This window comes from Streptomyces sp. Rer75 (assembly GCF_013414305.1).
GTDB classification, from domain to species: domain Bacteria; phylum Actinomycetota; class Actinomycetes; order Streptomycetales; family Streptomycetaceae; genus Streptomyces; species Streptomyces himastatinicus.
This window is the reverse complement of record NZ_CP058693.1, coordinates 5,583,177-5,602,639: the sequence shown is the minus strand read 5'-3', so window position 1 is coordinate 5,602,639 and position 19,463 is coordinate 5,583,177. Positions and strand designations below refer to the sequence as shown.

At 73.2% G+C, this 19,463-nt stretch carries 16 protein-coding genes; 9 read left to right on the top strand and 7 right to left on the bottom strand.

The window, feature by feature from the left end; genetic code table 11:
- Window positions 1–62 precede the first annotated feature (62 nt).
- Complete coding sequence (locus HYQ63_RS23975) at window positions 63–1,595, top strand: SulP family inorganic anion transporter (RefSeq protein WP_257232047.1); 1,533 nt, start codon at window positions 63–65, stop codon at window positions 1,593–1,595.
- A gap of 100 nt (window positions 1,596–1,695) precedes the next feature.
- On the opposite strand, the gene HYQ63_RS23970 is transcribed toward HYQ63_RS23975, so the two are convergent.
- Window positions 1,696–1,971, bottom strand: a complete 276-nt coding sequence (locus HYQ63_RS23970; protein WP_179935804.1) for an SH3 domain-containing protein — start codon at window positions 1,969–1,971, stop codon at window positions 1,696–1,698.
- A 145-nt stretch (window positions 1,972–2,116) separates the two neighbouring features.
- Here HYQ63_RS23970 and HYQ63_RS23965 point away from each other — a divergent pair, with 145 nt between their 5' ends.
- Window positions 2,117–4,381, top strand: coding sequence for a PQQ-binding-like beta-propeller repeat protein (locus HYQ63_RS23965; protein WP_179935803.1), 2,265 nt, complete (start codon window positions 2,117–2,119; stop codon window positions 4,379–4,381).
- A 39-nt stretch (window positions 4,382–4,420) separates the two neighbouring features.
- Here HYQ63_RS23965 and ilvD read toward each other — a convergent pair whose 3' ends face one another.
- The 4 genes from ilvD to HYQ63_RS23945 all read right to left on the bottom strand — a co-directional run bounded on the left by ilvD (window position 4,421) and on the right by HYQ63_RS23945 (window position 8,880).
- Window positions 4,421–6,271 (bottom strand): dihydroxy-acid dehydratase, encoded by a 1,851-nt coding sequence (ilvD, locus tag HYQ63_RS23960; protein WP_179935802.1) that lies wholly within the window; start codon window positions 6,269–6,271, stop codon window positions 4,421–4,423.
- Between the two features lie 143 nt (window positions 6,272–6,414).
- On the bottom strand, window positions 6,415–7,053 hold the full coding sequence (locus HYQ63_RS23955) for a TetR family transcriptional regulator (protein WP_179935801.1): 639 nt from the start codon (window positions 7,051–7,053) through the stop codon (window positions 6,415–6,417).
- On the bottom strand, window positions 7,050–7,895 hold the full coding sequence (locus HYQ63_RS23950) for a sugar phosphate isomerase/epimerase (protein ID WP_123105647.1): 846 nt from the start codon (window positions 7,893–7,895) through the stop codon (window positions 7,050–7,052). Before HYQ63_RS23950 ends, HYQ63_RS23955 begins: the two co-directional genes overlap by 4 nt.
- A 55-nt stretch (window positions 7,896–7,950) precedes the next feature.
- Entirely contained in the window at window positions 7,951–8,880 is a 930-nt protein-coding gene (locus tag HYQ63_RS23945; RefSeq protein ID WP_179935800.1) for a Ppx/GppA phosphatase family protein, read from the bottom strand.
- A 106-nt stretch (window positions 8,881–8,986) separates the two neighbouring features.
- On the opposite strand from HYQ63_RS23945, the gene HYQ63_RS23940 reads away from it, so the two are divergent.
- Window positions 8,987–9,844, top strand: coding sequence for a hypothetical protein (locus HYQ63_RS23940; RefSeq protein WP_179935799.1), 858 nt, complete (start codon window positions 8,987–8,989; stop codon window positions 9,842–9,844).
- Window positions 9,845–10,424: 580 nt separating this feature from the next.
- Here HYQ63_RS23940 and HYQ63_RS23935 read toward each other — a convergent pair.
- The gene (locus HYQ63_RS23935) at window positions 10,425–12,137 is read right to left on the bottom strand and encodes a sigma-70 family RNA polymerase sigma factor (RefSeq protein WP_179935798.1); all 1,713 of its coding nucleotides are present in this window, start codon (window positions 12,135–12,137) and stop codon (window positions 10,425–10,427) included.
- 182 nt (window positions 12,138–12,319) lie between these two features.
- Here HYQ63_RS23935 and radA point away from each other — a divergent pair, with 182 nt between their 5' ends.
- Together radA and disA are read left to right on the top strand one after the other, a co-directional pair.
- Window positions 12,320–13,741 (top strand): DNA repair protein RadA, encoded by a 1,422-nt coding sequence (gene radA / locus HYQ63_RS23930; RefSeq protein ID WP_179935797.1) that lies wholly within the window; start codon window positions 12,320–12,322, stop codon window positions 13,739–13,741.
- A 270-nt stretch (window positions 13,742–14,011) separates the two neighbouring features.
- A complete protein-coding gene (disA, locus tag HYQ63_RS23925; RefSeq protein WP_179935796.1) occupies window positions 14,012–15,070 on the top strand; it encodes a DNA integrity scanning diadenylate cyclase DisA in 1,059 nt (352 codons plus the stop codon).
- 68 nt (window positions 15,071–15,138) lie between these two features.
- Here the strand turns inward: disA and HYQ63_RS23920 are convergent, their stop codons facing one another.
- A complete protein-coding gene (locus tag HYQ63_RS23920; RefSeq protein ID WP_179935795.1) occupies window positions 15,139–15,990 on the bottom strand; it encodes a hypothetical protein in 852 nt (283 codons plus the stop codon).
- Between the two features lie 238 nt (window positions 15,991–16,228).
- On the opposite strand from HYQ63_RS23920, the gene HYQ63_RS23915 reads away from it, so the two are divergent.
- The 4 genes from HYQ63_RS23915 to cseB all read left to right on the top strand — a co-directional run bounded on the left by HYQ63_RS23915 (window position 16,229) and on the right by cseB (window position 19,459).
- Window positions 16,229–17,149 carry an A/G-specific adenine glycosylase gene (locus HYQ63_RS23915; protein ID WP_257232045.1) on the top strand — a complete coding sequence of 307 codons (921 nt, stop codon included), beginning with the start codon at window positions 16,229–16,231 and terminating at the stop codon, window positions 17,147–17,149.
- A 253-nt stretch (window positions 17,150–17,402) separates the two neighbouring features.
- Complete coding sequence (locus HYQ63_RS23910) at window positions 17,403–18,020, top strand: SigE family RNA polymerase sigma factor (RefSeq protein WP_179935794.1); 618 nt, start codon at window positions 17,403–17,405, stop codon at window positions 18,018–18,020.
- On the top strand, window positions 18,008–18,739 hold the full coding sequence (locus HYQ63_RS23905; protein ID WP_179935793.1) for a hypothetical protein: 732 nt from the start codon (window positions 18,008–18,010) through the stop codon (window positions 18,737–18,739). The genes HYQ63_RS23910 and HYQ63_RS23905 overlap by 13 nt, the downstream gene beginning before the upstream one ends.
- Before the next feature lie 9 nt (window positions 18,740–18,748).
- Window positions 18,749–19,459 carry a two-component system response regulator CseB gene (gene cseB / locus HYQ63_RS23900; protein ID WP_179935792.1) on the top strand — a complete coding sequence of 237 codons (711 nt, stop codon included), beginning with the start codon at window positions 18,749–18,751 and terminating at the stop codon, window positions 19,457–19,459.
- The last annotated feature ends 4 nt before the right edge of the window (window positions 19,460–19,463 follow it).

Sequence of the window (19,463 nt, the reverse complement as noted above, 5' to 3'; positions counted from 1 at the left end):
AGTGCTATGCCGTGCCCCCGCCTGCCCAGAGCCGGTGACGGGGCGCACTGGAGGCAACCCTCATGCGAAATTCCCTTCTTGCCCGACTGCGCGGCTCCGGCGGCGCCGCGGGCTCTTCCCCCGGCGCCGGGACGTTCCGCGCCGACTTCACCGCTTCTCTCGTCGTCTTCCTGGTGGCCGTGCCCCTGTGCGTGGGCGTGGCCGTCGCCTCCGGCGTCCCGGCCGAGCTGGGCCTGATCACCGGCATCGTCGGCGGCCTGGTCACCGGCCTCCTGCCGGGCAGCAGCCTCCAGGTATCGGGCCCGGCCGCGGGTCTGACGGTGCTGGTCTACGAGGCCGTCCAGGAGTACGGCGTCGCGGCGCTGGGCGTACTCGTCCTGGTGTCCGGACTGCTCCAGCTGGCGATGGGCGCCCTGGGCCTGGGCCGCTGGTTCCGGGCGATCTCGCTCGCCGTGGTGCAGGGCATGCTGGCCGGTATCGGCCTCGTACTGATCGCCGGGCAGCTCTACGCGCTCGCCGACGCGAAGGCCCCGAGCAGCGGGCTCGACAAGATCTTCGGGATTCCGGAGCTGATCGGCGATGTGGCCGGGTCGAGCGACTCACTCACGGCCGTGGCCATCGGCGTCGGAACCATCGTGGTGCTGGTCTTCTGGCCGCGCTTCCGCCAGGGCGCCAAGGTGCTGCCCGCTCCGCTGGCCGCGGTCGCCCTCGCGACGATCGCGACGGTCAGCTTCGATCTGCCGGTCGCCCGGGTCGAGGTCAAGGGTCTGCTGGAGGCCATCCAGCCCCCCGGCGTCGATGAGCTCACCCAGATGGCCGAAGTGGGTGTGATCGGGACCATTCTCGCGTTCACCCTGATCGCTTCGGCGGAGAGCCTGTTCAGTGCGGCGGCCGTGGACCGGCTGCACGACGGTCCGCGCACCGACTACGACAAGGAGCTCATGGCGCAGGGCGCCGGTAACGCGGTGTGCGGTGCGCTCGGCGCGCTGCCGATGACCGCGGTGATCGTGCGCAGCTCGGCCAATGTGTTCGCCGGTGCCAAGACGAAGCTCTCGCGCGTCCTGCACGGTGTGTGGCTGCTGGTCTTCGCGGTCCTCTTCCCCTCCGCGCTGGGCATCATCCCGGTCGCGACGCTCGCCGGTGTTCTGGTGCACGCGGGCTGGAAGCTGATCCCGACCAAGGAGCTGCTGCCGCTGTGGCGGGAGCGCCGGGGCGAGGCGATCATCCTGATCGTCACCGCCGGGGCCATCGTGATCACCAACATGTTCGAGGGCGTCATCATCGGTCTGCTGATGTCGGTCGCCAAGACCGCCTGGGAGACCTCGCACGTCCACATCGACGTCAAGGGTCGCGACGACGCCGAGGACCAGCCCATCAAGGTGCGGGTGCTCGGCAACGCGACCTTCCTCCGGCTGCCCAAGCTGCTGGACGAGCTGGAGGCGCTGCCCCGTGAGCGGGTCGTGGAGCTGGACCTGAGGGGACTGCGCCATGTGGACCACGCCTGCGAGATGGCGCTGGCCACCTGGACCGAGCGGCACAACGCGGTGGTGAGCCACGCGGAGACCACCGACGAGGACACGAAAGTACCGGCGTAACGCCTGAACGGCACAGCCCAGCCCCGGGCCCCCGGCGCATCCCGCGCCGGGGGCCCGGGGCTTTTCGCCGCCGGGCGTCCGGGTCACCCGACGCCGCGGTTCAGCCGCAGGAGACGGTGACGAAGCCGTCGCTTCCCGTCTTCACGTACGCGTCGGAGACGTACTGCCCCGGCGCGATGCAGTCCCAGATGTCCGTCGAGCCGTACGGACCGGACACCCGCTGACCGTGCGTCTGGCAGCGGATCGACACACGGGTGTTGGCCGGCAGCTTCTTGACCAGTGTGTAGCCCGTGCCGGGACCGCTGCGGACGTTGACCTGGTAGCCGGGCGCGGTCGGATAGGTGACGGCTTGCGCGACGGTGTCTTCGGTGGCCATGTGGCCTCTCCCCCGTTGAACTACGTTCCGACGTAGTGCACATGTCGGATTAAGTGACACGACATGCGGAGGTTAACAAGCTTCGTACGCATCATCGACTAGGCTCGCCGAGTCGCTTAGCGGTCCGAATACACGGGGGTGGGGCATGCCGCCGGGGCGCGGAGCCGGGACGGGGCCGGAAACGGAAGATCCCGAGTACGCCGGGCAATATCGGCTGGAAGCACGCCTCGGCTCCGGAGGCATGGGCGTCGTCCACCTGGCCCGTTCGGCGTCGGGACGACGGCTCGCGGTGAAGGTCGTGCATGCCGAGTTCGCCGAAGACCCCGAGTTCAGGGCGCGGTTCCGGCAGGAGGTGGCGGCCGCGCGGCGGGTCAGCGGGGCGTTCACGGCGCCCGTCGTGGACGCCGACCCGGAGGGTGTGCGGCCCTGGATGGCCACCACCTACATCCCCGGCCCGACCCTCGCCGAACACGTCAAGCGGAACGGCTCGTTGAAGCCGGACGAGGTGGTGGCGCTGGCCGCCGGGCTCGCTGAGGCGCTGCGCGACATCCATCGGGTGGGCGTCGTCCACCGCGATCTGAAGCCGAGCAACGTGCTGCTCGCGGCGGACGGGCCGAAGGTCATCGACTTCGGGATCTCCCGGCCGTCCGACAGCGAACTGCGCACCGAGACGGGCAAGTTGATCGGCACGCCGCCGTTCATGGCGCCCGAGCAGTTCCAGCGGCCGCGGGCGGTGGGTCCGGCGGCGGATGTGTTCGCGCTGGGGTCGCTGCTGGTGCACGCGGCGACCGGGCGGGGGCCGTTCGAGTCCGAGAGCCCGTACATCGTGGCGTACCAAGTGGTGCACGACGAGGCGGATCTGGCGGGGGTGCCGGACGAACTGCTGCCGCTGATCGAGCGCTGTCTGGCCAAGAACCCGGCGGAACGGCCCTCCCCGGATGCCCTGATGACCGTGTTGCGGGCGGTCCGCGGGCCCCAGCCGCCGGAGGCGCGGGGGCCCGCCCCGGTGGCTCTCCCGGCGCAGCGGGCGGCGGAGCCGGTCGTTTCGCCCGAGCCCGAGGTGGCGCCTGAGCCGGTCGTGGCACGCGAGCCGGTCGTGGCGCCCGAGCCCGAGCCGATACCCGAGCCCGAGGCGGCGTCCGGGTCCGAGGCCGCGCCCGAGGTGGCCGACGCGCCCGCGCCGCGGGGGCGCCGGGGTGTGCGGCGGTGGGTCCCGGCGGCGCTCGCCGCGCTGGTCCTGCTGGGTGCGGGCACGGTCGTGGGGCTGGGTCAGCTGAACGAGCGGGAGTCCGATACGGAGCGGCAGCCGCAGAACAGCGCCGCCGCCACCGCGTGGCGGCCGTGGGAGCGGGAGCTGCGCGGCGGCGCGGCCGGGGCGGCGGCCAAGGGGGCGCGGCCCGCGTCCTGTTCGTACGGGGACGGCGCGCTGTACTGCGCGGCGCGCGGCGTCCAGGCCGCCCGGATCGACCCCGCCGACGGCCGGGTGGTGTGGTCACGCCCGGCCGCCACGAGCCGCCCCGGCGAGGGCACCCCCGCAGCGCCGGTCCCGGCGGGCGGTCTGGTGCGGGTGATGTCGCCGGACGGGACGCGGCTGGAGGCGCTGGATCCGCGTACGCACCGGGTGCGGTGGAGCCGCGAGGTGTCCGCGTACGGCGGCCGGGTGTACGCGGCAGGCGACACGGTGCTGCTGGTCGCGGCGGACGGCACCGTCACGGCGGTGAACGGGGCGACGAACCGGGAGCGTTGGAGCCATCCGCTGCCCGGGCACGTCGAGCCGAGCTTCTTCTCGTACGGCGACGGCCGCACCGCGTACGCCCTCACCACCGCCCCGGACGGTGGGCACACCCTGGTCACGGCCATCGACACGGTGCGCGGTACGACGCGCTGGCACCGCTCGCTCTCCGGCACCCTCACCCCCGTCGGGGCGGGCCCGGACGGCGTCCTCCAGCTGACCGAGACCGACGACCGGAGCCGTACCGTCGCCGTCGTCCGCTACGACCCGGCGCGGCGGGCGGAGCGGCGGTCCGAGCTGACCGCGCCGGTGTCCCTGAGCAGCGCCACCGTGCGGGGCGACCGGGCGTATCTGCTGGGCGAGGACGGCGGGTTGGTGGCCGTCGACACCGCGCGCGGGGCCCAGCGGTGGCGGATGGAGACGTCGGTGGCCAACGCCTCACCGCTGGTGGCCTCGGGCGAACGGCTGTACTTCTCGTCGGCGGACGGCCGGCTGCTGGCCGTGGACACGCGGCGCGCCCGCCTGCTCGGCCAGACCCGCCCCCGCGCGGACCGCCCCGGCGGCCAGGGCTTCCTGGCCCTGATGCCCGCGCCGGTGACGGCGGCGGGCAAGGTCTTCGCGACGGCCCCGGACGGCACGGTGTTCGGCGTGGACGCCCGGGACCCGGCGCGCTGGTGAAATCGGCGCGCCGGTGAGACCCGGCGACGCGCCGGTGAACTATCCGAGTCGGGTGATGTCCCGCACGGCGCCCTTGTCCGCGCTGAGGGCCATCGCCGCGTAGGCGCGCAGGGCCGTGGAGACCTTGCGCTCGCGGTTCTTCGGGGCGTAGACGCCGCCGAGGGCCTCGCGGCGGGTGGCCAACTCCTCCTCGGGGACGAGGAGTTCCATCGTGCGGGCCGGGATGTCGATGCGGATCCGGTCGCCGTCCTCGACCAGGGCGATGGTGCCGCCCGAGGCCGCCTCGGGGGAGGCGTGGCCGATGGACAGGCCCGAGGTGCCGCCGGAGAAGCGGCCGTCGGTGATCAGCGCGCACGCCTTGCCCAGGCCCCGGCCCTTGAGGAAGGAGGTGGGGTAGAGCATTTCCTGCATGCCGGGGCCGCCCTTGGGGCCCTCGTAGCGGATGACGACGACGTCGCCCTCCTTGACCTGCTTGTTCAGGATCCGCTCGACGGCCTCCTCCTGCGACTCGCAGACGACGGCCGGGCCTTCGAAGGTCCAGATCGACTCGTCGACGCCCGCGGTCTTCACGACGCAGCCGTCCTCGGCGAGGTTGCCGTAGAGGACGGCGAGGCCGCCCTCGGTGGAGTAGGCGTGTGCGATGTCGCGGATGCAGCCGCCTTCGGCATCGGTGTCCAGGGTGTCCCAGCGCTCGGACTGGGAGAAGGCGGTCGCGGAGCGGACGCAGCCGGGGGCGGCGTGGAACAGTTCGACGGCCTCGGCGGACGGCGAACCACCGCGGATGTCCCACTGCTTGAGCCAGTCGGCCAGCGAGTCGGAGTGCACGGAGTGCACGTCCTCGTTGAGGAGGCCCCCGCGGTACAGCTCGCCGAGGATGGCGGGGATGCCGCCCGCCCGGTGGACGTCCTCCATGTAGTACACGCCGCCGGGGGCGATGTTGGGCGCGACCTTGGACAGGCAGGGCACCCGGCGGGAGATCCCGTCGATGTCCTGCATGTCGAAGTCGAGGGCGGCCTCCTGGGCGGCGGCCAGCAGGTGGAGGATCGTGTTGGTGGAGCCGCCCATGGCGATGTCGAGGGCCATGGCGTTCTCGAAGGCGGCGCGGGAGCCGATGGAGCGCGGCAGGACGGTCTGGTCGTCCTGCTCGTAGTGGCGCTTGGTGATCTCCACGACCGTGCGCCCGGCCGTCTCGTACAGCTCCTTACGGGCGGTGTGGGTGGCCAGCACCGAGCCGTTGCCCGGCAGGGCGAGGCCGATCGCCTCGGTGAGGCAGTTCATCGAGTTGGCGGTGAACATGCCGGAGCAGGAGCCGCAGGTCGGACAGGCGTTGTCCTCGATGAGGGCGATGTCCTCGTCCGAGACCTTGTCGTTGACGGCCTCGGAGATCGCAGTGATCAGATCGAGCTTGCGGACCGTGCCGTCGACCAGGGTCGCGCGGCCGGACTCCATGGGGCCGCCGGAGACGAAGACGGTCGGGATGTTGAGCCGCATCGCGGCCATCAGCATCCCGGGCGTGATCTTGTCGCAGTTGGAGATGCAGATCAGCGCGTCCGCGCAGTGCGCCTCGACCATGTACTCGACGGAGTCGGCGATCAGGTCGCGGGAGGGGAGGCTGTAGAGCATCCCGCCGTGGCCCATCGCGATGCCGTCGTCGACGGCGATGGTGTTGAACTCGCGCGGGATGCCGCCCGCCGCGTGGACCGCCTCGCTGACGATCCGGCCGACCGGCTGGAGGTGGGTGTGGCCCGGCACGAACTCGGTGAAGCTGTTGGCCACGGCGACGATCGGCTTGCCGAAGTCCTCACGCGCTACGCCGGAAGCCTGCATAAGGGCGCGGGCGCCCGCCATGTTGCGGCCGTGGGTGACGGTGCGAGACCTCAGCTCGGGCACGGTACTCGGCTCCCTCGTAAGTGCGTCCTGCGAATCGGACCTATGGATCGGATCGGAGTCTTCTGACTCTACGCCTGTGCGGCGCGAATCCCGATGCGGTGTCCGGATCCAGAGACGGGCGGCTCACAGTACGGAATCACGAGTCACTTCTCGGTGAGGTACCGCTGAAGCGTCGGCCCCACCATGGCGATGATCTCGTCCACGGTCGCCGAGGCCACCGGCTCCATCTTGATCACGTACCGCAGCATCGCGACCCCGATGATCTGGGCGGCCGCGAGCTGGGCCCGGAACTTCGGGTCCGGCACGTCCAGGTCGCGCGCCACCCGCATCAGCAACCGCCGCTCGATCAGCCCGCGCAGTACGGCGGCGGCAGTCTCGTTCGTGAGCGCGGAGCGCATCACCGCCAGCAGGGGCAGCCGGGAGACCGGGTTCTCCCAGGTGGCGAAGAAGTAGCGGGCCATCCGCTCGCCCGCGCCCTCCGGGCTGCCGGCGTGCACCGCGTCCGGGGCGCCCATGGCGGGCGCCAGGATCAGTTCGATCGCCGCGCCGAAGACCTGCTCCTTGGTGCCGAAGTAGTGGTGCACCAGCGCCGGGTCCACTTCGGCTGCCTTGGCGATGCCGCGGATCGAGGCCTTGTCGTAGCCGCGCTCGGCGAACTCGTTGCGCGCCGCGGTCAGGATCCGGTCGCGGGCCCCGGGGCCGTCGGCCGCGCTGCTGCGGGCCGGGCGGCCGCGGCCGCGCCGGGGCCCCGTGGCGGGCGGCTGGGGCGTGGCGGGGGTCACTTCCGGCGCACCGCCCTGCCCGTCCGGGAGGCCGGGGTCGGGGAGGCCAGATGGAGGCGGGTGAAGGCCAGCGCCTCCGCGAGGTCGGCCTCGCGCTCGGCCTGGGACATGGCCCGCCGGGTGTTCACCTCGACCACCACATGGCCGTCGAAGCCGGTCCTGGCGAGACGTTCCAGCAGCTCGGCGCAGGGCTGGGTGCCGCGCCCCGGCACCAGGTGCTCGTCCTTGTTGGAGCCCTGGCCGTCGGCGAGGTGGAGATGGGCGAGCCGGTCGCCCATCCGGTCCACCATGTCCAGGGCGTCCGTGCGGGAGGTCGCGGTGTGCGAGAGGTCGATCGTGAAGTGCCGGTAGTCGTCCTTGGTGACGTCCCAGTCCGGCGCGTACGCGAGCATCTCCCGGTCGCGATAGCGCCACGGGAACATGTTCTCCACCGCGAACCGCACATCGGTCTCGTCCGCCATCCGCCAGATTCCGCGTACGAACTCGCGGGCGTACGACCGCTGCCATCGGAACGGCGGGTGGACGACGACGGTGGATGCGCCCAGCCGCTCGGCCGCCGCCTTGGCCCGCTGGAGCTTGACCCACGGGTCGGTCGACCACACCCGCTGAGTGATCAACAGACATGGCGCGTGCACGGCAAGGATCGGCACCCCGTGATAATCCGAGAGGCGGCGCAGCGACTCGATGTCCTGGCTGACCGGATCGGTCCACACCATGACCTCGACACCGTCGTAGCCCAGCCGCGCGGCGATCTCGAAGGCCGTCGCCGTCGACTCCGGATAGACCGAGGCGGTGGACAGGGCGACCTTCGCATCCGGGATGCGCACCACTGGCTCTGTCACGAGGGACAGCGTACGGCCGCTGCTCTGTGCGACTAAACCGCGACTGCCGATCACGTCACGTGGGCAGGTGGTCCAGGCGGCGCAAAATGACCCCCTCGCGCAGCGCCCACGGGCAGATCTCCAGCACGTCGACTTCGAACAGATCCATGGCGGCCTCGGCCACCAGCGCCCCCGCCAGCAGCTGCGGCGCCCGCCCCTCGGACACCCCCGGCAGCTCGGCCCGCTCCTCGGCGGGCATGGCCGCCAGCCGGGGCACCCACTCCTCCAGCGCCTTGCGGGTGAGCCTGCGCTCCACGTACAAGCCCTCGGCGGAGCGCGCCGCGCCCGCGATCCGGGCCAGCTGCTTGAAGGTCTTGGAGGTGGCGACCACCTGGTCCGGGGTGCTGTGGCGGCTGAAGTCGCCCACTATGCGGGCGATCTCGGTACGCACATGGCGCCGCAGGGCGCGGACGTCCGCCGCGTCGGGCGGGTCGCCCGGCAGCCAGCCGGCGGTCAGCCGGCCCGCGCCCAGCGGCAGCGAGACGGCCGCGTCGGGCTCCTCGTCGAGCCCGTACGCGATCTCCAGCGAGCCGCCGCCGATGTCCAGGAGCAGCAGCCGCCCCGACGACCAGCCGCACCAGCGGCGGGCGGCCAGGAAGGTGAGCCGGGCCTCGTCCTCGCCGCTGAGCACGCGCAGCCGTACGCCCGTCTCCTCGGCCACCCGGGCGAGGACCTCGTCGGCGTTGGCGGCCTCCCGGACCGCGGAGGTCGCGAACGGCAGCACCTCCTCGACACCCTTGTCCTCGGCCGCCTCCAGCGCCTCCTTCACCACCGCGATCAGCCGGTCGACGCCTTCGGAGCCGATGGCTCCGTCGCCGTCGAGGAGTTCGGCCAGCCGCAGTTCCGCCTTGTGGGAGTGGGCGGGCAGCGGGCGGGCGCCCTGATGCGCGTCCACCACCAGCAGATGGACCGTATTCGAACCCACGTCGAGGACACCGAGTCTCATGGCCAGAACGCTACTGCGCGCCTGGCGTGGTCATGCACGGGATCCCTCCTGTTCGCACGGGATCCCCGTCCCCGCTGCCGTCATGTCGGGGGCATACCCTTGCACCGTGGCAACGACGAAAAAGGCGAAGCAGGACAAAGACCGGAAGAACGCCCCGGCGCCGGAGCAGGACCAGCGGGCCGCGGATGCGGTCCCGTCCCCGGCGGCCCCGCCCGCGGACGAGGTCGGCCTGGACTTCGCCCGCGCCTGGGTCGAATTCCCCGACCCCGCCGACGAGGAGCAGGTCTTCCGCTGCGACCTGACCTGGCTGACCTCGCGGTGGAGCTGCATTTTCGGCCAGGGCTGCCAGGGCATCCAGGCCGGGCGCGCGAGCGACGGCTGCTGCACCCTGGGCGCGCACTTCTCCGACGAGGAGGACGAGGAGCGGGTCGCCCGCCATATGGCCCGGCTGACCCCGGAGGTCTGGCAGTTCCACGACGAGGGCCACGCCCGGGGGTGGGTGCAGGAGGACGAGGACGGCGACCGCCAGACGCGCCGTTACGACGGCTCGTGCATCTTCCAGAACCGCCCCGGTTTCGCGGGCGGCGCGGGCTGTGCGCTGCACATCCTGGCGCTGCGGGAGGGGCGCGAACCGCTGGAGACCAAGCCGGACGTCTGCTGGCAGCTGCCGGTGCGGCGGTCGTACGAGTGGATCGACCGCCCGGACGACACCCAGGTGCTCCAGATCACGATCGGCGAATACGACCGCCGGGGGTGGGGCCCCGGCGGGCACGACCTGCACTGGTGGTGCACGTCGGCGGTGTCCGCGCACGGCGCCGGGGACCCGGTGTACGTGTCGTACCGGCCGGAGCTGACGGAGCTGATGGGCAAGGCCGGGTACGACCGGCTGGTGGAGCTGTGCGAGGCGCGGATGGCGGCGTCGTTGCCGCTGGTGGCGCCGCACCCGGCGGACCCGGCGGGCTGAGCCCGGTCCGATTCCAGGGGGCTGCGCCCCCCTGGGCCCCTGCCCCTTTCGGGGCTCCGCCCCGGGCCCCCGGGGCTCGGGCTTCGGGCGGGGCGGGCTTGCGGCCGTGGTGGGCTGAGGACTCTTCCCCCACCCCGCCCCTTCCCGAAACCAAGGGGCTGCGCCCCCTGGGACCCCGCCCCTTTCGGGGCTCCGCCCCTGAGCCCCGACGCCCGGCTTCGGGCGGGGCGGTCCCGCGGCCGTGGCGGGCTGAGGACTCTTCCCCCACCCCGCCCCTTCCCGAAACCAGGGGCTACGCCCCTGGACCCCCGCCCCTTTCGGGGCTCGGCCCCCGGGCCCCCGGTGCCCGCGGCTTCGGGCGCCGCGGGCCTGGGGCTGTGGTGGGCTGAGGCGGATCTTTCCCCCACCCCGCCCCTTCCCGTAACCAGGGGGCTCCGCCTCTGAACCCCGACGCCCGGGCTTGGGGCACGGCGGGCCGCGACGTCCCGCTCGGCCTCGTGCCAGGACTCGTACTGCGGGCCTGGTGCCCGCGGCTTCGGCGAGCGCCGGGGGCGCTTCCCCGGCTGGCGCTCGCGTGCCCCTAGCCCTTGGGGGTGGGCGAGTCCGAGGGGGGTGGGGTGGAGGGGGGTGGGGTCGATGGGGAGGAAGCCGTGGGGGTTGGGGTTGGGGCGGGGGGTGTGCCTCGGCCCTCGATCACCACAACGGCGCCCGACGGCGCCACCATCACCCGCGCGCGCCACCGGCCCGGTGGCTCGCGGTCGGGGTCCACGGACACCGTGATCGTCGTCGTCTCGCCGGGCCGCAGCTCACCGGCGGTGTGGTGCAGCCGGAGCCAGGACGCGCCGCCCGACGCCGAGGCCGACCAGCGCACCGGAGCGCCGCCGGAGGCGGACAGGGTGATGACCGTCACATCGCCGCTCGGCTGGGCCTCCACGGTGAGCCGCCCGGGCCCGGGGGCCGGGCGGGACGGGGCGGATCCGCCGCCGTGGCGGCCGCCGACGTCGGGGCGGGTGTCGCCGCGGGAGCGCCCGCCGCCCTTGCCGTGCCGCTCCGGTTTGCCGTCCACGCCGATGACCTCGACCGTCACCTCCGCCCCCGACGCACCGGCCCGGCTCCGCAGCCGGGTCGCGCCGGAACGGTCCTGCGCGCTGCCCGCCTGTTCGTACGCACGCCCGGCGGACCGATCCTGCTCACCGTCGGCCGGGGCCTCACCCGCGCCGTCCGCGGCGGCGGCCACCGAGTCCGTGTCGTGCTCGTCACCGGCGAGCGGCGCACCGCGGTACGCGGCCCACAGGGCGAGCACCGGGGCGGCCACGACCGTGGCGACCACGGTGGTGGTCAGAGCGCGGCTGCGCAGCCTGCTGCGGCGGGCGGCCCGGTCCTGGGGGTCGAGCGGGAAGCCGCGCCGGTCGAAGCGCGGACCGGCCGCGGCGCGCACGGGGCGGGCGCTCAGGGCGCACAGCATCGCGGCGTGCACGGCGGAGCGGGGCGCCTCCACCAGCGGCAGCGCGGCGGGCGCGGCGGCCGTGCCGGGCCAGGGGCCGTCCGCCGTGGCCCGCTCCGCCATCCGGCGGCATTCGCGGCAGTCGTCGACGTGGCGCACCAGCTCACGGCGGAGCGCGGCGGAGAGCAGCACCTGGGTGTCGCCCGCGAGCCGGGCGACGACGGGGCAGTGGCCCAGCTCCACGACGGCGAGCGCGGCGCGGGTGCGCTCCACCTCGCAGGCGGCGCTGGAGAGCAGGGCGCGGGTCTCGTCGGGCTCCTTGCCGAGCGCGGCGGCGACCTCGGCGGGGGTGAGCTGGTGGCGGACGTGGAGTTCGAGCGCTTCGCGCTGTGCGGCGGTGGTTCCGGCGGCCTCGGGCCAGGCGAGCGCGGCGAGTTCGCGGCGGCGGCGGTCGGCGACGGGCTCGGGCAGCGCGGTGTCCGGACCGCCCCGCCCGCCCGTCGGGTCCCGCGGCTCCTGCCGCTCGCGCAGCTCGGCGAGCTTGCGCAGACAGGCCCAGCGGGCGACCGCGTAGAGCCACGGCCTGCTCGGCTCCTCCTCGGCCTCCGTGCGCCCGCGCCCCCGCCCCCGCCCGAGCCGCCGCTCGGCGACGGCCAGCACATCGCCGAGCGTGGCGGCCGCGGCGTCGTGCTCGCAGAGGACCGACAGGCAGTAGGTGAACAGACCGTCCAGATACGGCTCGTAGCGCGCGGGGGGCCGCTGAGGGCGCGTGGTGGCGACGCGGGGCGCGCGGCGCTGCGCCCGGTGTGCGCCGGTGGCGTGTGTCGAGTGCTCGGACCTGCTGCTCATCACCCGGCGACCGTAGGCGGATGATGCAGACTCGCTCGCCTCACTTGGGCAGTTTTAACCCTTACGGGTGACCATCTCCCTCATAAGGGGACAGGTGTCCCTCTTCCGTGCCGCAGAACTGCTATGAGCCCACAAGCAGCCTGGGCGCCGCGCTGTCGGTGGCCGACGCTAGCGTTGGCGTCATGGCTGCCCGTAGCTCCTCCCGTTCATCCGCCAAGGACCGGCCCTCCTACCGCTGCACCGAATGCGGCTGGACCACCGCCAAGTGGCTCGGCCGCTGCCCGGAGTGCCAGGCCTGGGGCACGGTCGAGGAGTTCGGCGCGCCCGCCGTGCGGACCACCGCGCCCGGCCGGGTCACCTCGGCCGCCCTGCCCATCGGCCAGGTCGACGGCCGTCAGGCCACCGCCCGCTCCACCGGCGTGGACGAGCTGGACCGGGTGCTCGGCGGCGGCCTGGTCCCCGGCGCCGTGGTGCTGCTGGCCGGGGAGCCGGGCGTCGGCAAGTCGACGCTGCTGCTGGACGTCGCGGCCAAGGCGGCCACCGACGACCACCGGACGCTGTACGTGACCGGGGAGGAGTCGGCCGGTCAGGTCCGGCTGCGGGCCGACCGCATCGGGGCGCTGAGCGAGCATCTCTACCTCACGGCCGAGACCGACCTGTCCGCCGTGCTCGGCCATCTCGACTCGGTCAAGCCGTCGCTGCTGGTCCTGGACTCCGTCCAGACCGTCGCCTCGCCCGAGATCGACGGCGCCCCCGGCGGCATGGCCCAGGTGCGCGAGGTGGCCGGGGCGCTGATCCGGGCGTCCAAGGAGCGCGGCATGTCCACGCTGCTGGTCGGCCATGTGACCAAGGACGGGGCGATCGCGGGCCCCCGGCTGCTGGAGCACCTGGTCGACGTGGTGCTGCACTTCGAGGGCGACCGGCACGCCCGGCTGCGGCTGGTCCGCGGCGTCAAGAACCGTTACGGGGCGACGGACGAGGTGGGCTGCTTCGAGCTGCACGACGAGGGCATCACCGGCCTCGCCGACCCCTCGGGGCTGTTCCTCACCCGGCGCGCCGAGCCGGTGCCCGGCACCTGTCTGACCGTCACCCTGGAGGGCCGCCGCCCGCTGGTGGCCGAGGTGCAGGCGCTGACGGTCGACTCGCAGATCCCCTCCCCGCGCCGCACCACCTCCGGCCTGGAGACCTCGCGCGTCTCGATGATGCTGGCCGTCCTGGAGCAGCGCGGCCGGATCAGCGCACTCGGCAAGCGCGACATCTACAGCGCCACGGTGGGCGGGGTGAAGCTGTCGGAGCCCGCGGCGGACCTCGCGGTGGCGCTCGCGCTGGCGAGCGCGGCGAGCGACACCCCGCTGCCGAAGAACCTGGTGGCGATCGGCGAGGTGGGGCTCGCGGGCGAGGTCCGGCGGGTCACGGGCGTGCAGCGGCGGCTGTCCGAGGCCGCCCGGCTGGGCTTCACCCACGCCCTGGTGCCCTCCGATCCGGGTCGCATCCCCGAGGGCATGCGGGTGCTGGAGGTGGCGGACATAGGGGACGCACTGCGCGTACTGCCCCGCCGGGAGCGCGCCGACCGGTCCCGCGCCGACGCCCCCGAGCAGGGGTGATGACGGGGGCGAACGCGGTGGTGAGCGGGGCGATCCGGACCGCGCCGGACCGCAGGGGGAGCCGCACTCCGGTTCCCGCCCACGGGCGTACGCCGGGAGACCCCACGGGAGGCCGGGGACCGCCGGTAGACTTTGCCCTGGTCTCGCCCGTACAGGGCCTCGTACAGGGGCGCGGAGGGGCGACTCGCGGCACCGATTCAGACCTTGTGACGGAGGAGTGCAGTGGCAGCAGGCGACCGGGCATCGACTCCCGGCAAAGCCGACGGTCTGATGCGTGCCACTCTGAGCGCTGTCGCGCCGGGCACGGCGCTGCGCGACGGCCTTGAGCGCGTCCTCCGTGGAAACACGGGCGGGCTCATCGTGCTCGGCACCGACAAGACCGTGGAGTCGCTGTGTACCGGCGGCTTCGTCATCGACGTCGAGTTCACCGCCACCCGGCTGCGCGAACTGTGCAAGCTGGACGGGGCGCTGGTACTCGACAAGGACATCAGCAAGATCGTGCGGGCGGGGGTGCAGCTCGTCCCGGACGCGGCGATCGCCACCGAGGAGACCGGCACCCGGCACCGCACCGCGCAGCGCGTCTCGATCCAGACCGGGTTCCCGGTCGTGTCCGTCAGCCAGTCCATGCGGCTGATCGCGCTGTACGTGGACGGGCAGCGGCGGGTCCTGGAGGATTCCGCGGCCATCCTGTCCCGCGCCAACCAGGCGCTGGCCACCCTGGAGCGGTACAAGCTGCGGCTGGACGAGGTCGCGGGCACCCTCTCCGCGCTGGAGATCGAGGACCTGGTCACCGTCCGGGACGTCAGCGCGGTCGCGCAGCGGCTGGAGATGGTGCGGCGCATCGCCACCGAGATCGCCGAGTACGTGGTGGAGCTGGGCACGGACGGCCGGCTGCTGTCGCTCCAGCTGGACGAGCTGATCGCGGGCGTCGAGCCGGAGCGGGAGCTGGTCGTACGGGACTACGTGCCCGAGCCGACCGCCAAGCGCACCCGCACCGTCGCCGACGCGCTCGCCGAGCTGGACCGGCTCACCCACACCGAGCTGCTCGAACTCCCCATCGTGGCCCGCGCCCTGGGGTACACGGGCTCCCCCGAGACCCTGGACTCGGCGGTCTCCCCGCGCGGCTTCCGGCTGCTGGCCAAGGTGCCGAGGCTGCCGGGGGCGATCATCGAGCGGCTGGTGGAGCACTTCGGCGGGCTACAGAAGCTGCTGGCCGCGAGCGTGGACGATCTCCAGATGGTCGACGGCGTGGGCGAGGCCCGGGCCCGCTCGGTCCGCGAGGGCCTGTCGCGGCTGGCGGAGTCGTCGATCCTGGAGCGGTACGTGTAGCGACACGGCAAGCAAACGGCAAGCAAGGGGGCCGGATCCGCGTCCGCGGATCCGGCCCTCTGCTGCAACTAGTCCTTGGCGAGGACGAACGACACCTTGGCCGTGCCCAGGCCGTCCAGCTTCGCCTCGACCAGGTAGGTGCCGGGCGCGGCGGTCTTGCTGCCGGCCGGCTTCGCGCAGTGGGCGGCGGTGCGGTTGCGGTCCCATTCCACGGTGCGCTTGGTCTCGCCGGAGGCGGGCACCTCGATCAGGGCGGCGGCGGTGCCCTCGGGGCAGTCGTCCGAGGCCCAGACGTGCTCGTTGTCCGCGTCCGTGATGGTCAGCGAGGCGGCCGCCCGGCCGAAGTCCACCGCGCAGGAGCTGTTCGAGGAGTTCTTCACGGTGATTTCGAACGTCGGCTTCTCATCCGGCTCGTACGTGTTCTTCACCTTCGCATCCTTGACGCTGCGCACCGTCAGGTCGATGTCGCCGCGCTTGCACTCCGGCAGGCTCGACCCCACGGGCAGCCCCTGGCCGTCGCCCTCGCCGAGTCCGTCGCCGGTGCCGCCGGTGCCGCCCGGGGCGCCGCCGTCCGCCGCACCGCCGGACCCGGTGCCCGTGCCACCGTCGCCGCCGGAGTCATCGGAGCCGGAGCCGGAACCCGAGCCGGGGCCCGTGCCGCCGGTGTCCGACTCGTCGCGCCCACCGGGGCGTTCGCTGTTCACCGGCCCGGAGGTGGTCGGTCCGGGGGTGATCGTACGCGCGGGTCCGCCGCCGCCCGGCCCCTTGCCCTCGTCTCTTCCGCCGCCGCCCGAACCACCCCAGCCGAAGGCCCAGATGACGAGGAGCACGATGAGTGCGAGCAGGGCCAGCGCAACAGCCCTCCGCCGCCAGTAGATGGAGGAGGGAAGCGGCCCGATCGGATTGCGCAGAGATCCCACGCGGAAACTCTATGGGAGATCGACGCCATGACCCGCCAATAACCGCCGCCGAGCTCCCTACTTTTCTCATCATCCGACCGGATCGGCCACCTGGGCGACAACGGCGCGGGCGTTCCCGGCCGCCGACCGCGCAACCTCACCTGAATTGCACCGTTTCGCTCGGATCTGCCCCGGCTCGACCCGAACGCCCGCGCCCTCGGCCCCCATAGGGCGTTCCGTCGTGTCAGGATCGGATGTGATGACTGCCATTTCCGCCGCCCCGGCCGCCGCAACCCCGACCCCCGACGGTGCCGAGCTCCACCGGCCCGTCATCGACTGGTTCGACGCCCACGCCCGCGACCTCCCCTGGCGCCGCCCGGAGGCCGGAGCGTGGGGTGTGATGGTGAGCGAGTTCATGCTCCAGCAGACGCCGGTGAGCCGTGTGCTGCCGGTGTACGAGCAGTGGCTCGCCCGCTGGCCGCGCCCCGCCGACCTGGCCGCCGAGCCGCCCGGTGAGGCGGTCCGCGCCTGGGGGCGGCTCGGCTATCCGCGCCGTGCGCTGCGGCTGCACGGCGCCGCGGCGGCCATAAGGGAGCGGCACGGCGGTGACGTACCGGAGGACCATGCGCAGCTGCTCGCGCTGCCGGGGGTCGGCGAGTACACGGCGGCGGCCGTGGCCTCGTTCGCGTACGGACAGCGTCACGCGGTGCTGGACACCAACGTCCGCCGGGTGTTCGCGCGGGCGGTCGGCGGCGTCCAGTACCCGCCGAACGCCACCACCGCCGCCGAGCGCAAGCTGGCCCGCGCCCTGCTGCCGGACGACGAGCGGACGGCGGCGCGCTGGGCGGCGGCCACGATGGAGCTGGGCGCCCTGGTCTGCACGGCCCGCACCCCCGACTGCGCGCGCTGCCCCATCGCGGGGTCCTGCGCCTGGCGCGGGGCCGGTTCGCCGGAGCACGACGGCCCGCCGCGGCGCGGCCAGACGTACGCGGGTACGGACCGTCAGGTGCGGGGCAAGCTGCTGGCGGTGTTGCGGGAGGCGGTCGCGCCGGTGCCGCAGGCGGCGCTGGACCAGGTGTGGAACGAGCCGGTGCAGCGGGCCCGGGCGCTCGACGGGCTGGTCTCCGACGGTCTCGTCGAACCGCTCGCGGGCGGCCTCTACCGGCTGCCGCTGACCTGATCCGAACGCCCCTGCCACACCCCGGTTTCACGGCCCCACCAGGCATCCTGTGACAGAGCTGTGACACTGCCAGGACCCGGTTCTGACACTCAGTCGAACCGGGTTCCGCTGTTACACAACCTATGGGTAGCTGTGCGTTCGCCGACGTGCTGACGCACATGGTGCCGCAACAGCGCCTCCGTAGCGTCCTTCCCGTGCCGGCCGAACGGCAGGCATTCAACGTGGGGAAGACAGCGGGATGGAGGGCTGCACGATGAACGGCAGCAGCGGCGAGGTTCTGGACTTCGAGGAGTACGTGCGCAACCGGCAGGACGCGCTGCTGCGCAGCGCCCGTCGGCTGGTTCCGGACCCGATCGAGGCACAGGACCTCCTCCAGACCGCGCTCGTGCGCACCTACGGCCGCTGGGACGGGATAGCCGACAAGTCCCTCGCCGACGCGTATCTCCGCCGCGTCATGATCAACACCCGTACCGAGTGGTGGCGCGCCCGCAAGCTGGACGAGGTGCCCACCGAGCAGCTGCCGGAGGCCAGCGTCGAGGACGGCACCGAGCAGCACGCCGACCGGGCCCTGCTGATGGACATCCTCGGAGTGCTGGCTCCCAAGCAGCGCAGTGTCGTGGTGCTGCGACACTGGGAGCAGATGACGACGGAGGAGACGGCGGAGGCGCTCGGTATGTCGACCGGCACGGTCAAGAGCACGCTGCACCGGGCGCTCGCGCGGCTGCGGCAGGAGCTGGAGAGCCGCGAGCTGGATGCCCGCGCGCTCGGCCGCGAGCCGGCGGGCGAGCCCGCCGTCGCGAAGCCGCTCCGGGCGGGGAACCAGGTCCGGCGTGACCGCCAGGAGCGGGGGCAGGAACGGTGCGCGGCCTGATCAAGGCCACTCCTGGCAGGACTGCCATGATCACCGGCGGCGCGGTCGTGGGCCTCGCGGCAGCCGGGGGCTGGATGCTGGCCGGATGCAGCGCCGGCAGCCAGGGCGTGCGGACGGAGGGCCCCGCACGCACCCAGTGGACCTCGCCCTCCGCGCAGGACAAGGGCTCGTACGCGAGCGGCTCGACGACCAAGCCGTCGGCCGTGCAGAAGGCCGACGCGGTGCGGCTGATCAAGGAGGACCCGAAGGTCGGCCAGGACCTGAAGTCGCACCTCCAGCCGTGCACGGCGACGGCCGCGAAGGAACAGCCGGTCAAGGGCTACCCGGTGGAGGTGTCCCGGGGGAAGCTGACCGGACCCACCGCGTCCGATCTCGTCATCAACGTCACGAGCTGCGATGACGGCTTCGGCATCGGCTCGTATGTGTACCGCAAGGTGGGACAGCGGTACGAGAACGTCTTCACGGACGAGCAGCCGCCGGTCTACGCCGACGTCGTCAAGGGCGATCTGAGCGTCACCAAGCTCTCGTACGCCTCGGGGGACAGCGTCTGCTGTCCCTCGCGCGAGGACGTCATCACCTACCGTTGGGCGGCAAGCAGGCAGGCGTTCACCGTGGTCCGGCAGCGGCACACCGACTACAGCAAGAGCAGCCCCACGGACGACCCCGCCCCCAGCGCCGCCACGAGGGACGGCGGCGAGGACGACGGAACGGAAGGCTGAACCGAGGCTGTGGCCGAAACCCATGTGCTCTTCGTCGAAGACGACGACGTCATCCGCGAGGCCACCCAGCTCGCCCTGGAGCGCGACGGCTTCCTGGTGACCGCCGCGCCCGACGGGCTGACCGGGCTGGAGCGGTTCCGGGCCGACCGGCCCGACATCGCCCTGCTCGACGTGATGGTTCCGGGCCTGGACGGGGTCAGCCTGTGCCGCCGGATCCGCGACGAGTCCACCGTGCCCGTGATCATGCTGTCGGCCCGCGCCGACTCGATCGACGTGGTGCTGGGCCTGGAGGCCGGGGCCGACGACTACGTCACCAAGCCCTTCGACGGCGCCGTGCTGGTCGCCCGCATCCGGGCCGTGCTGCGCCGCTTCGGCCACGCCAGCGGCCCCGGAGGCCGCGGCGGCGAGCAGCCGGGCCCCGAGGAGCCCGAGGGCGGGGTGCTGCGCTTCGGCGACCTGGAGGTGGACCCGGAGGGCATGGAGGTCCGCAAGGCCGGTGAGCAGGTCGCGCTGACGCCGACCGAGATGCGGCTGCTGCTGGAGTTCTCGGCCGCGCCCGGCACCGTGCTCTCCCGCGACCGGCTGCTGGAGCGGGTGTGGGAGTACGGCTGGGGCGGGGACACCCGGGTCGTGGACGTCCACGTCCAGCGGCTGCGCGGCAAGATAGGCCAGGACCGCATCGAGACGGTCCGCGGCTTCGGCTACAAGCTCAGGGGCTGAAGCA